Source organism: Thauera carbonicopians (assembly GCF_025699485.1).
Classification (GTDB): Bacteria; Pseudomonadota; Gammaproteobacteria; order Burkholderiales; family Rhodocyclaceae; genus Thauera.
In genome coordinates this window covers 166,932-179,458 of sequence record NZ_JANUXN010000004.1, presented here as the reverse complement: position 1 = coordinate 179,458, position 12,527 = coordinate 166,932, and the positions used below count along the sequence as shown (strand labels likewise).

The following is a 12,527-nucleotide window of genomic DNA, read 5'->3' as shown; positions in this document are numbered from 1 at the left end:
AAATGGTCGGCATGAACGGCAACCCGATGCGACGAGGACTCCGATGCCCCCCGAAGAAACACGCGCCATTCTCACCGTCTGCCTGCTGGCCGCCTATGCCGACGGCGACAAGCACGATCGCGAGCGCGAGCAGATACGCCAGGTGGCACAAGGGCTGGCCGAGGACCAGCAGATCAACCTGCCCGGGCTGTACCAGGAAGTGTTGATGCGCCGCGTGCAACTGGCCGACGTGCTGCCGAAGCTGGCCAGCAGCGAAGCGCGTCAATTGGCCTACGAGATGGCCGTGTGCGTATGCGAGGCAGATGGCCGGACCAGCACGCAGGAGCAGGCCTTCCTGGCCCGGCTGCGTGAAGCGCTGGGCCAGGCGCCGACCGAGTTCGCCGCCCAGGCCGACACGCTGGCGAGCGCGCCGCTGGCTACGGCTGCCGCGGAACTGCCGGAGATCGTCGCGACGGGCGAAACCGCGCCGCACCCCACCGCAGTCGATGCGCTGCCGGACACCGCCGCACAGCGCCGCCCGGGAACGCTTTCCGTTGCCGACATGGACCGCAAGATCCTCAACGCAGCGATCCTCAACGGCGCCATCGAGCTGCTGCCCGAAAACCTGTCAACGCTGGCGATCATTCCGCTGCAGATGCGGCTGGTCTATCAGATCGGCCAGAGCTACGGCTACGAACTGGACGGTGGCCACATCAAGGATCTGCTCGCCACGCTGGGCGTGGGGCTGACCTCCCAGTACCTGGAACAGGCCGGCCGCAAGCTGCTCGGCGGCCTGCTGGGCAAGGCCGGCAAAGGCATCCTCGGCGGCCTGGGCCGCCAGGCCGTGAGCAGCGGCATGAGCTTCGCCGCCACCTACGCGCTGGGCCACGTCGCCAACCAGTACTATGCCGGCGGCCGCAACCTGAACACGCAGATGCTGCGCGACGCCTACCAGCGCGTGATGGCCGATGGCCGCCAACTGCAGGCGCAGTACCTGCCGCAGATGCAGGAAACGGCCCGCGGGCTGAATACCACCCGGATCCTGCAGATGGTGCGCGGCGGCTGAAACACGGGCCCCGGCCCGCACGAAAGGGACCGCCTGGCGGGCATCGGCCGCGGCAAAGCGCGCTTCACGGCTCGTCTGCCGCCGTACCCGCCGGCCAGTAATGGCTGTCCGGCAAGGCCCGCGCGCCGAAGATGGCCTGCCCCACGCGCACCACGGTCGCCCCTTCCTCGATGGCGATCTCGAAGTCGCCCGACATGCCCATCGACAGTTCGTCCAGCACGATGCCGGCCGGCGCCTCCTGGCGCAGGCGCTCGCGCAACTGCCGCAGCAGCACGAAGCAGCGGCGCACCCGCCCGGCCTCGGCGGAAAACAGCGCCAGGGTCATCAGCCCGCGCACGCGCAGCGAGGAAAACGCCGGCAGCTCCCTGAGGAAGGCCGGCACGTCCGCGGGCGCCAGGCCGTACTTGCTCGCCTCGCCCGAGGTATTGACCTGCACGAAGACGTCGAGCGCACGGCCCTCGGCCTGCAGGCGCCGATCCAGCGCGGCGGCCACGCGCAGGCTGTCCAGCGCCTGGAACTCGCTGGCGAAGCGCGCCACCAGCTTCGCCTTGTTGGTCTGCAGATGGCCGATCACCGACCACTGCAGATCGGCCAGATCCTGCATCGCCTCCCATTTGCCATGGGCTTCCTGCACCTTGTTCTCGCCGAACATGCGGCAACCGGCGGCATGGGCCAGGCGCAGGCTGGCGGCCGGCTTGGTCTTGCTCACCGGCAGCAGCCGCACGCCGGCCGGGTCGCGCCCGGCGCGCCGGCAGGCCGAGGTGATGCGGGCCTGCACGGCGGCGAGATTGTGGCGGAAGTCCTCGACCGTACCGGCCTGGGGATAAAGGCCGTGCTGGTCGTGGCGGGTCTGTGTCGTCCTTGTCATGATTCACCCCTTCCTGGTGGCGAGGCCGGCGGAGAGCCTGCGCCACGATGGCTGGCCGTCGAGGACGGCATGGGCCAGCAGGCCGATCAGCAGCCCCCAGAATGCGCCGCCGATGCCGAACATCGTGATGTTGGCGGCCGCGGCGAGAAAGGTGATCAGCGCGGCCTCGCGCGCCTTCGGTTCGGCCAGGGCATTGGCGAGGCTGCCGCCGATGGTGCCGAGCAGCGCCAGGCCGGCCAGCGTGGAGATGAAGGTGGCCGGAAAAGCCATGAACACCGCCGCCAGCGTCACGCCGAAGACGCCGACCAGAATGTAGCAGACCCCCGCGGCGATGCCGGCGATCCAGCGCCTGGACGGATCCTCGTGCGCCTCCCTGCCGGTGGCGATCGCGGCGGTGATGGCGGCGATGTTGAAGGCGTGCGAGCCGAACGGCGCCATCAGCAGCGAACCGAGGCCGGTGACGGCGACGATCGGGTTGGCGCTGGTCCTGAAGCCGTCGTTGCGCAGCACCAGCATGCCCGGCATGTACTGCCCGGTCAGCGTGATCAGGAACAGCGGCAGCGCGACGCTGAGCAGGGCGTTGAGCGAGAATTCGGGCATCGTGAACACCGGCGCGGCGAACTTCAGTTCCAGCCCGGACAGATCGACGCGCTGCTGCAGCAACAGGAAAGCCAGCCCCAGCACCAGGATGCCGACGACGGCATAGCGTGCGGAGACCCGCTTCAGCACCACGTAGGCCACGATCAGCAGCCCAGCCAGCGCAGGGTCCACGCTCATGCCGGCGAAGGCCTTGATGCCGAACTGCAGCAGGATGCCTGCCAGCAGCCCGGCAGCGACGCCCGGCGGAATCAGTCGGATGACGCGCTCGAAACAGCCCGACAGCCCGAGCACGACGAAGGCCGCCGCGGAAATCAGATAGGCGCCCACCGCCTCGGCATACGGCGTCGTCGCCAGGGTGGTGACCAGAAAGGCCGCCGCCGGCGTCGACCAGGCGGTGATGATCGGCTCGCGGGTCGCCCAGCTCAGGATCAGGCCCGTCACGCCCACGCCGATCGAGACCGACCACACCCACGAGGCGGTCAGCTCGGGGCTGAGCCCCGCCACCTTGGCCGCCTGGAACACCAGGATGAAAGTGCCGCCGTAGTTCACGATGACCGAGATCAGCCCGGCCACGACGGGATGGGTGAGATCGCTCCAGCGAAGGGGTGAAGATGAGTCCGGGGATGGCATGTAGGGCTCCATGGAAGTGATTGACCCGGCAGGGCAAGCTGTTTATATGGATTTATACGCCGTCAATGGCCGGATCATTCCTGCCACTTTCACCAAGGAGTGCCGACCAATTGTTCAAGCACGCCCAGCTCGAATCCGTCAAAGCCTGGATCTGCGACCCCGCCCATGGCGCCCTGCCGCTGCATGTCCGGATCCAGCGTGCGGTGCGGCAGCTGATCCTCGACGGTGCGCTCGAGGCTGGCCGGCCGCTGCCGGCGTCGCGCGCGCTGGCCCGCTCGCTGGGGGTCTCCCGCGACACCGTGGAAGCCGCCTACGGCCACCTGCATGCCGAAGGCTTCATCGAGCGCCGCGTGGGCAGCGGCAGCTTCGTGTCGGCGCAGGTACAACGCCTGCCGGGACGCGGCATGCCCAAGCCCGCGACCGTATCCCGGCCCGCGGCACGCCTGAGCCGGCGCGGCAAGGCCATGTTCGCCGGCGGCGGCGTGCGCGACTTCCTGCTGCCGCGCGCCTTTGCGCCCGGCGTGCCTGAAACGCGCAACTTCCCGCTGCACACCTGGGAGCGGCTGCAGCGGCAGGTGCTCAAGGAGTACGGCACCCAGGCGCTGCTGCACAGCCCGCCGCAAGGCGTGGAGCCCTTGCGCCGCGCCATTGCCGCCCATGTGAATCTGGAACGCGGCGCCCGCGCCACGCCCGAGCGCGTGCTGGTGCTGACCAGTTCGCAGCAGGCGCTGACGCTGTGCGCCAAGGTGCTGCTCGATGCCGGCGAGCGCATCTTCATCGAGGACCCGGTCTATCACGGCGCGCGCAAGGCCTTCGACGCCGCCGGCCTGGAGTGCGTGCCGGTGCCGCTGGACGCCGACGGCATGCAGGTGGCGCTGCTGCAGACGGCGCAAGCTGCCAGGGCGGCCTTCCTGACGCCGTCCCACCAGTTTCCAAGCGGCACGACGCTGGCGCTGGAGCGGCGGCTGGCCGCGATCGAGTGGGCGGAGCGGGAGCAGGCCTGGATCATCGAGGACGACTACGACAGCGAATTCCACTACGAAGGCAGGCCCACCGCCTGCGTGCAGGGACTCGATCCGCACGAGCGCACGATCTACATCGGCACCTTCAGCAAGTCGCTGTTCCCCGGCCTGCGCATCGGCTACATGGTGCTGCCGCCGCAGCTGGTGGCGCCGATGACGGTGGCGCGCACCCTGCTGGACGGGCATAGCGCCCCGATCCCGCAGCTGACGCTGGCGCGCTTCATCGAAGGCGGGCACCTGGGCGCGCACGTACGCACCATGCGCACCGTCTATGCCGAACGCCGCGACGTGCTGGCACGGCTGGTACGCGACGACTTGGCCGATTTCCTGGAACCGCGGGTGCCGGCCGGCGGCATGCAGATGCCTTGCGTGTTCACCCGCGCGACTCCCGAACGCGAAGCCGTCGACGCCGCCCGCCGCGCCGGCATCGACCTGCTGGGGCTGTCGACGCTATACGCCTCCCAGCCGCGCGAGACGGGTTTCCTGATGGGTTTCGCCGCCCATGCGCCGAGCGAGCTGGAAGCCGCGGTGGCCAGGCTGGCCGGGGTGCTGTGCGCCCTGCGGCCTTGATCGGGGCAAAAAAGCCCCCTACGCTCCACCGCTGCGCGGATCGCAAGAGGACCAGCTTTGCACAGCCGGCCCGTTCCGCAGGCGCGAAGCACTGCTCCGCGAAACCCCTGCCCCCCGAGGGGGTGTTTTTTTTGCCTTGGGACGGCCCGGCGGCAAAAAAAAAACGGCGCCGAAGCGCCGCATCCCAAGTGGGAGAGGGGAAGACTGAAACTGCCGTGTCCGATTACATGCTGCGGCGGTACTGGCCGCCGACCTTGTACAGCGCCTCGGTGATCTGGCCGAGCGAGCAATGGCGCACCGCTTCGACCAGCACCTCGAAGACGTTGGCATTGTCGATCACCGCCTGCTGCAGCCTGGCCTGCCACTTGGGCGATTCGGCCTTGTTGCGGGCATGGAAGTCGGCCAGGCGCTCGAGCTGGCTCTGCTTTTCTTCCTCGGTCGAGCGCGCCAGCTCGATTTCCTGCTGGACATGGCCCCTGGGGTTCAGGAAGGTGTTAACGCCGATGATCGGGTAGGAGCCGTCGTGCTTCTTGTGCTCGTAGTACAGCGACTCTTCCTGGATCTTGCCGCGCTGGTAGCCGGTTTCCATCGCGCCGAGCACGCCGCCGCGGCTGGCGATGGCCTCGAACTCCTTCAGCACCGCTTCTTCGACCAAGTCGGTGAGTTCCTCGATGATGAAGGCGCCCTGGTTCGGGTTCTCGTTCTTCGCCAGGCCCCATTCGCGGTTGATGATCAGCTGGATCGCCATCGCGCGGCGCACGCTCTCCTCGGTCGGCGTCGTGATCGCTTCGTCGTAGGCATTGGTGTGCAGCGAGTTGCAGTTGTCGTAGATCGCGATCAGCGCCTGCAGCGTGGTGCGGATGTCGTTGAAGTCCATCTCCTGCGCGTGCAGCGAGCGGCCCGAGGTCTGGACGTGGTACTTGAGCTTCTGGCTGCGCTCGTTGGCGCCGTACTTGTCCTTCATCGCCACCGCCCAGATGCGGCGGGCGACGCGGCCGATCACGGTGTATTCCGGGTCCATGCCGTTGCTGAAGAAGAAGCTCAGGTTGGGCGCGAAGTCGTCGATGTGCATGCCGCGCGCCAGGTAGCTTTCGACGTAGGTGAAGCCGTTGGCGAGCGTGAAGGCGAGCTGGCTGATCGGGTTGGCGCCGGCCTCGGCGATGTGATAGCCGGAGATCGACACCGAATAGAAGTTCTGCACCTTGTGATGGACGAAGTACTCCTGGATGTCGCCCATCATCTTCAGCGCGAACTCGGTGCTGAAGATGCAGGTGTTCTGGCCCTGGTCTTCCTTCAGGATGTCGGCCTGCACCGTGCCGCGCACCGTCGACAGCGTCCAGGCGCGGATCTTGGCGTATTCGTCCGCGGTCGGATCGCGGCCGTTGTCGGCCTTGAACTTGGCGATCTGCTGGTCGATCGCGGTGTTGAAGAAGAAGGCCAGGATGATCGGCGCCGGGCCGTTGATCGTCATCGACACCGAGGTCGTCGGCGCGCACAGGTCGAAGCCGTCGTACAGCACCTTCATGTCGTCCAGCGTGGCGATGCTGACGCCGGAGTTGCCGATCTTGCCGTAGATGTCCGGGCGCAGATCGGGGTCGCAGCCGTACAGCGTCACCGAGTCGAAGGCGGTGGACAGGCGGTGCGCCGGCATGCCTTCGGACACTTTCTTGAAGCGGCGGTTGGTACGGAAGGCGTCGCCTTCGCCGGCGAACATGCGGGTCGGATCCTCGCCCTCGCGCTTGAAGGCGAACACGCCCGCGGTGTAGGGGAAGGAGCCGGGCACGTTCTCCTTCATCAGGAACTTAAGCGTCTCGCCCTCGTCCTCGAAGTTCGGCAAGGCCACCTTGCGGATCTTGCTGCCCGCCAGCGAAGTGTGGGTCAGCCTGGTGCGGATCTCCTTGTCGCGGATCTTCACCACGTATTCGTCGGCGGCGTACAAGGCCTTCTCGGTCGGCCACTGTTCCAGCAGCTTCTTCGCCGCCGGGGTGAGTTCGCCGTCCTTCCAGTCGATCAGTTCGTCGAACGAACCCGCGTCCTTGCCGCGCTGCTCGAACAGCGCCTTCGCCGTCTTCAGCGACTGGCGCTCGCGGGCGACGCGGGCCTGCTGCTCGACGTGCTTGTGGTAGTCGCGCACGCTGTCGGCGATCTCGGCCAGGTAGCGGATGCGCTCGGCCGGCACGATGGCCCGGCCGGCGGAGGACGCCTTCACGGCGACCGCCGGCAGCTTGCTCTTGGCCGCTTTCAGGCCCTTGCCGACCAGCGCCGGCAGCATGCACTGGTACAGCGCGGTGACGCCGTCGTCGTTGAAGCGCGCCGCCATGGTGCCGAACACCGGCATCTCGTCCGGGCTCTGGCCGAACAGCTCGCGGTTGCGCTGGTACTGCTTGCGTACGTCGCGCAGCGCGTCCTCGGCGCCCTTGCGGTCGAACTTGTTGATCGCGACGAAGTCGGCGAAGTCGAGCATGTCGATCTTTTCCAGCTGCGACGCGGCGCCGAACTCGGGCGTCATCACGTACAGCGACAGATCGACGAAAGGCACGATCGCGGCATTGCCCTGGCCGATGCCCGAGGTCTCGACGATGACGAGGTCGAAGCCGGCCAGCTTGCAGGCGGCGATGACTTCCGGCAGCGCGGCCGAGACTTCGGAGCCGGTGTCGCGGGTGGCGAGCGAGCGCATGTAGATGTTGTCGTGCTCGATCGCATTCATGCGGATGCGGTCGCCCAGCAGCGCGCCGCCGGTACGCTTGCGCGAGGGGTCGATAGAGACGATCGCGAGCTTGAGCCGGTCGTCCTGGTCGAGGCGGAAGCGGCGCACCAGTTCGTCGGTCAGCGAGGACTTGCCGGCGCCGCCGGTACCGGTGATGCCGAGCGTCGGCACCTTGGTCTTGGCCGCGGCTTCGATCAGCGCCTTCCTGACGTCCTCGCCGTAGCCGCCGTTCTCCAGCGCGGTGATGATCTGCGCCAGCGCCCGGCGGTCGCCGGCGGCGAGCGCCTTCAGCACCGCGGCGGCCTTCTGCGGCGCGGCCGGAGCGAGATCGACGTCGCAGCGTTCGACGACGCTGTTGATCATGCCCTGCAGGCCCATCGTGGCGCCGTCCTCGGGCGAGAAGATGTGGGTCACGCCGTAGCCGTGCAGTTCCCTGATCTCGGCCGGCACGATCACGCCGCCGCCGCCGCCGAAGACCTTGATGTTCTCGCCGCCGTTGGCCTTCAGCAGGTCCATCATGTACTTGAAGAACTCGACGTGGCCGCCCTGGTAGCTGGTGATGGCGATGCCCTGCACGTCTTCCTGCAGCGCGGCCTTGACGATCTCGCCCACCGAGCGGTTGTGGCCGAGATGAATCACCTCGGAACCGGTCGCCTGCAGGATGCGGCGCATGATGTTGATCGATGCGTCGTGGCCGTCGAACAGCGCCGCAGCGGTGACGAAGCGCACCTTGTTCTTGGGCTTGTAGGCTTGCAACTTGTGGGCAACGCTCAGGTCGGTCATGTCGGTCTTCCCCCGGCAGGTGAATGATGCCGCGGCTTCGATGCGCCGCAGCTCTTATGAACGGAATGGTAGAAGGCGAACGGCAGCTTTGCCATTGCGCTTGCCGACGGCAATCGTGCAAAATCCGCCAATCTTCGCAAGCATGCGAATCCGCCCGGAGCACGTGCCGCCATGCCCCAGCCGCCCCTCCCCCGCCCACCTGCCCTGCCGCAGGCAAAAAGGCGCCAGGCCACGGTCGCGATGGGCTTCGTCGATGGCATGTTGTCCGGCATGCGCCGCCGCGGCCTCGATCCGGCGCCGCTGCTCGCCGCCACCGGCATCAGTCTTGCAGATACTGCCAAGCGCATTCCGGTGGACCGCTACGCCGCGCTGTACAACCTGATCATCGCCGAGCTGGACGACGAGGCGCTCGGTCTGTTTCCGCGGCCGATGCCGCCGGGCAGCTTCGAGTTCCTGTGCCGCGGCATGCTGGGCACGGCGACGCTGGCGGAAGCACTGTCGCGCGCCTGCCGCTTCCTGCGCCTGGTGTTGGCGGACTTGCGGGTGGAGGTCAGGCGGCAGGGCAGACATGCCGAAATCGAGATCGTCGAGCTTTCCGCCCCCGGCATGCCTCCGCCTTTCAGCGGCTGCGACGACCCTGCCCGCGTGTTCGCCTTCGAATGGCTGCTGCGCCTGGTCCACAGCGTCGCCTGCTGGTTCGTCAATCGCGGCATCGCGCTGGACGAAGTGCGCTTTCCCTACACCCGCCCCACCCATGCCGACGACTATGCGCTGGTCTATACCGAGCGTTCGAGCTTCGACGGCAGCACGCTGCTCGCGCACTTCCACGACAACCTGCTCGACCTGCCGGTGCGGCGCGACGACACGGCGCTGGCGCACTTCCTCGAAGGCGCACCCGGCCGGATCTCGATGCTGTACCGGCGCGACCGCGAAATGGTGGTGCGTGTCCGCGATCTGCTGCGTGCCGCGCTGCCGGTCAACCTGTCGATCGAGGACGTCGCCTGCCAACTCCACCTGTCGACCCGGACGCTGCACCGCCGGCTCGAAGACGAAGGCTCGAGCTTTCGCCTGATCAAGGAAGCCACCCGGCGCGACATCGCCTGGTCGCGCCTGGCCAAGACCCGCCAGCCGATCGCGCAATTGGCGGCCGACCTCGGCTACGCGGACACATCGGCCTTCTACCGCGCCTTCGTGTCCTGGTCGGGGCAATCGCCCGAGCAGTTCCGCGCCCAGTTGGCCGCACGCCAGAACGGCCATGCCGGGCCCCCGCCTTCACGCCGCAACGGAACGTGAGCCCGCGGTAAACGTCACAAGCGGGCAGCAGGTGCGCCGGCGGCGTGACACCTGCCCCTGCCCAGCACTGTCGAACTGTGCCAGCATTGACCCATAACAATACCGAACAGTATGGAGACGGATCACGACCATGGCGCAGCCACCCGCCGAAAACGACCCTCAACTGCCCGGCCCGTCGCCGGAACAGCGCCGCCGGCACGACCTGCTGATGGCCGGTCTCGACCTGCTCGACCAGGCGATCGCGGTGTTCGACGCCACGCCCAAGCTGGTGACGTGGAACAAGGCCATGCAACGGCTGCTCGACTTTCCCGAACCGCTGTTCCGGGTCGGCACTCCCTTCGAAGCTTTCGTACGCTTCAATGCCGAGCGCGGCGAATACGGCGAAGGTGACACCGAAAAGCTGGTCGCGGCGCGAATGGCCGCGGCGCGCTCCTTCGAGCCTCACTACGTCGAGCGCGTGCGCCCCAACGGCCGGGTGCTGGCTGTGCGCGGCGTGCCGATCCCCAACCTCGGCTTCGTTTCGCTGTGGACCGACATCACCGAGCAGCGCCGCGCCGAAGCGCTGATCCAGGAACAGAACGCCCGCCTCGAAGCCCGGGTTCACGAACGCACTGCCGAACTGGAGCAGGCCAACCGCGAGATCGACCAGATCGCCGGCGCGCTGCGCCTGTCCGAAGGCCGCATGCGGCTGATCCTGGACGCCATTCCGGCGATGATCGCCCATGTCGATGCCGGCCGCCGCTACCGCTTCGCCAACCGCGCCTACGCCGAATGGTTCGGCCTGACCAAGGATGGCATCGTCGGCCGTTCGGTCGAGGAAGTCTTCGGCCCGGAACTCTACCCCGTCATCGACGGCTATCTGCACGAGGCCGAAGCCGGCGAGCGCGTCAGCTACGAGTACGCACGCAAGAACGCCGGCGGCCAGACCGTGCATGCCCGCAGCGTGGTCGTTCCCGACGTCTCGCTCGAAGGCGGCTTTCGCGGCTATTTCGTGATGTCCACCGACATCACCGAGCAGAAGGCCAGCCAGGCCGCGCTGGTGCAGGCCCAGAAGATGGAAGCGGTCGGCCAGTTGACCGGCGGCCTGGCGCACGACTTCAACAACCTGCTGACGATCATCATCGGCAACCTGTCGGCGCTGCAGGGCAGGCTGGCGGGCAGCGACGGCGTCAAATACGTCGATCCCTCGCTGCAGGCCGCACAGCGCGGCGCCGAACTGATCCGGCGCCTGCTCAGCTTCTCGCGCCGCCAGACGCTGGAGCCGGCCGCCATCGAAGTCGGCGAACTGGTGCGCAACATGACGCAGCTGCTGATGCGCACGCTGGGCGAGACGGTCACCGTCGGCCTGAACCTGCCGGACACGCCGATCCACGCCCTCGCCGACCCTCACCAGCTGGAAAACGCCATCCTCAACCTGGCGATCAACGCACGCGATGCGATGGCCGGCAACGGCACGCTGTCGATCGCCGTCCAGCCCCGCCACATCGACGGCGCCCTCGCCCGGCTCGTCGAAGTGGCGCCCGGCGACTACGTGCAGATCGACGTCAGCGACACCGGCAAGGGCATCGAGCCCGCCGTGCTGGCGCGCGTCTTCGAGCCCTTCTTCACCACCAAGCCCTTCGGCAGCGGCAGCGGCCTGGGGCTGTCGATGGTGTATGGCTTCGTGCGCCAGTCCGGCGGCAACATCCGCATCCTGAGCACACCGGGCAAAGGCACCAACGTCCGCTTCGTGCTGCCGATGACGCAGCCGGCCGCTTCCCTCCCTTCGCCGCAGGCTGCCGCGCAGCCTCTCCCCGCCTACGAAGGCGGCCCGGTGCTGCTGGTGGAAGACGAACCCGAAGTGCGCAAGGTCATCCGCATGCAGCTCACCGAGCTGGGCTATCCGGTGATCGAGGCCGGCGACGGCGTCGAAGCCCTGGCGCTGCTGGAGAACATCGACGACATCGCGCTGCTGGTCAGCGACACCGTGATGCCGGGCGGCCTGGATGGCCACGAACTCGCCCGGCGGGCACGCATGCTGCGCCCGGCACTGCCCATCCTGCTCGTCACCGGCTATACCGGCGAACGGCCGGAAGGCGGCGACACCGCCGCGCAGTTGCCGGTGCTGCGCAAACCCTTCGACCCGCCGGCGCTGGCAGCCGCGCTGGCTGCGCTTGCGACGCAGGTCGCCGACACCGACACCTCCATCCACTCCACGAATCCGGCCACGAAGGAAAGCCCGACATGACCACGAGCCTCCCGGACTCCCCCTCGCCGCTGATCTTCGTCCTGGAAGACGAGCCGGACATCGCCCGCCTGATCTGCGCCAGCCTGGCGGAATACGGCTTCCGCCACGAACACCTGAGCACCGGGCGCGAGCTGTTGGCACGTGCCCGCGTCCAGTCGCCCGACCTGTGCATCGTCGATCTCGGCCTGCCCGACATGGACGGCATGCAGGTCGTGCGCCAGTTGCAGGACGGCACGCCCTGCGCGGTGCTGATCCTGACCGGCCGCAACGACGTCACCGACCGCGTGCTCGGCCTCGAGCTCGGCGCCGACGACTACATCGTCAAGCCTTTCGAGCCGCGCGAGCTGATCGCCCGCGTTCGCTCGATCCTGCGTCGCTACCAGCGCTCGGCCGCGCCGGAAGGCACGGGAGAAACGCACATCGCCCGTTTCGCCGGCTGGGAATTCGACGGCAACCGCCACACCCTGACCGCCCCCGATGGGCGCGAGATCAGCCTGTCGGCCGCCGAGGCCGGCCTGCTCGCGACCTTGCTGCGCCGCCCCAACAAGATCCTGTCGCGCGAGCAGTTGCTGGGCGAACGCGACGTCGATCCCTTCGACCGCAGCATCGACGTGCGCATTTCGCGGCTGCGGCGCAAGCTCGACGACGACCCGCACAATCCGAAGCTGATCAAGACCGTCTACGGCGCAGGCTACCTGTTCGCCGCACAGGTCGCCTGGCGTTGAGGGTCATGTCCCAGGGCTTCCAGGCGCCGCAGTTTTCAAGCGCGGGCTTCCGGTTCA

The 12,527-nt window shown here is 67.9% G+C and carries 8 protein-coding genes; 5 read left to right on the top strand and 3 right to left on the bottom strand.

The window, feature by feature from the left end; translation table 11 throughout:
• The first annotated feature begins 43 nt into the window (after positions 1–43).
• On the top strand, positions 44–1,045 hold the full coding sequence (locus NX068_RS08165; protein WP_263460792.1) for a YcjF family protein: 1,002 nt from the start codon (positions 44–46) through the stop codon (positions 1,043–1,045).
• 64 nt (positions 1,046–1,109) lie between these two features.
• Here the strand turns inward: NX068_RS08165 and NX068_RS08160 are convergent, their stop codons facing one another.
• Complete coding sequence (locus tag NX068_RS08160) at positions 1,110–1,913, bottom strand: YggS family pyridoxal phosphate-dependent enzyme (RefSeq protein ID WP_263460791.1); 804 nt, start codon at positions 1,911–1,913, stop codon at positions 1,110–1,112.
• Positions 1,914–1,916: 3 nt separating this feature from the next.
• Entirely contained in the window at positions 1,917–3,143 is a 1,227-nt protein-coding gene (locus tag NX068_RS08155) for a benzoate/H(+) symporter BenE family transporter (protein ID WP_263460790.1), read from the bottom strand.
• Between the two features lie 110 nt (positions 3,144–3,253).
• Between NX068_RS08155 and pdxR the strand changes: the two genes are divergently transcribed.
• Positions 3,254–4,735, top strand: a complete 1,482-nt coding sequence (gene pdxR / locus NX068_RS08150) for a MocR-like pyridoxine biosynthesis transcription factor PdxR (RefSeq protein WP_263460789.1) — start codon at positions 3,254–3,256, stop codon at positions 4,733–4,735.
• Positions 4,736–4,958: 223 nt separating this feature from the next.
• Here pdxR and icmF read toward each other — a convergent pair whose 3' ends face one another.
• Positions 4,959–8,225 carry a fused isobutyryl-CoA mutase/GTPase IcmF gene (icmF, locus tag NX068_RS08145; protein ID WP_263460788.1) on the bottom strand — a complete coding sequence of 1,089 codons (3,267 nt, stop codon included), beginning with the start codon at positions 8,223–8,225 and terminating at the stop codon, positions 4,959–4,961.
• A 240-nt stretch (positions 8,226–8,465) separates the two neighbouring features.
• On the opposite strand from icmF, the gene NX068_RS08140 reads away from it, so the two are divergent.
• The 3 genes from NX068_RS08140 to NX068_RS08130 all read left to right on the top strand — a co-directional run bounded on the left by NX068_RS08140 (position 8,466) and on the right by NX068_RS08130 (position 12,470).
• Complete coding sequence (locus NX068_RS08140; protein WP_263460971.1) at positions 8,466–9,518, top strand: AraC family transcriptional regulator; 1,053 nt, start codon at positions 8,466–8,468, stop codon at positions 9,516–9,518.
• Between the two features lie 130 nt (positions 9,519–9,648).
• On the top strand, positions 9,649–11,745 hold the full coding sequence (locus NX068_RS08135; protein ID WP_263460787.1) for a PAS-domain containing protein: 2,097 nt from the start codon (positions 9,649–9,651) through the stop codon (positions 11,743–11,745).
• Entirely contained in the window at positions 11,742–12,470 is a 729-nt protein-coding gene (locus tag NX068_RS08130) for a response regulator transcription factor (RefSeq protein WP_263460786.1), read from the top strand. The genes NX068_RS08135 and NX068_RS08130 overlap by 4 nt, the downstream gene beginning before the upstream one ends.
• Positions 12,471–12,527 lie beyond the last annotated feature (57 nt).

Excerpts from the sequence above, each read along its gene's own strand:
- NX068_RS08130 (WP_263460786.1), top strand. The coding sequence starts at position 11,742 with ATGACCACGAGCCTCCCGGACTCCCCCTCGCCGCTGATCTTCGTCCTG.
- NX068_RS08140 (WP_263460971.1), top strand. The coding sequence starts at position 8,466 with ATGGGCTTCGTCGATGGCATGTTGTCCGGCATGCGCCGCCGCGGCCTC.
- NX068_RS08155 (WP_263460790.1), bottom strand. The coding sequence starts at position 3,143 with ATGCCATCCCCGGACTCATCTTCACCCCTTCGCTGGAGCGATCTCACC.
- NX068_RS08135 (WP_263460787.1), top strand. The coding sequence starts at position 9,649 with ATGGCGCAGCCACCCGCCGAAAACGACCCTCAACTGCCCGGCCCGTCG.
- NX068_RS08165 (WP_263460792.1), top strand. The coding sequence starts at position 44 with ATGCCCCCCGAAGAAACACGCGCCATTCTCACCGTCTGCCTGCTGGCC.
- NX068_RS08160 (WP_263460791.1), bottom strand. The coding sequence starts at position 1,913 with ATGACAAGGACGACACAGACCCGCCACGACCAGCACGGCCTTTATCCC.
- icmF (WP_263460788.1), bottom strand. The coding sequence starts at position 8,225 with ATGACCGACCTGAGCGTTGCCCACAAGTTGCAAGCCTACAAGCCCAAG.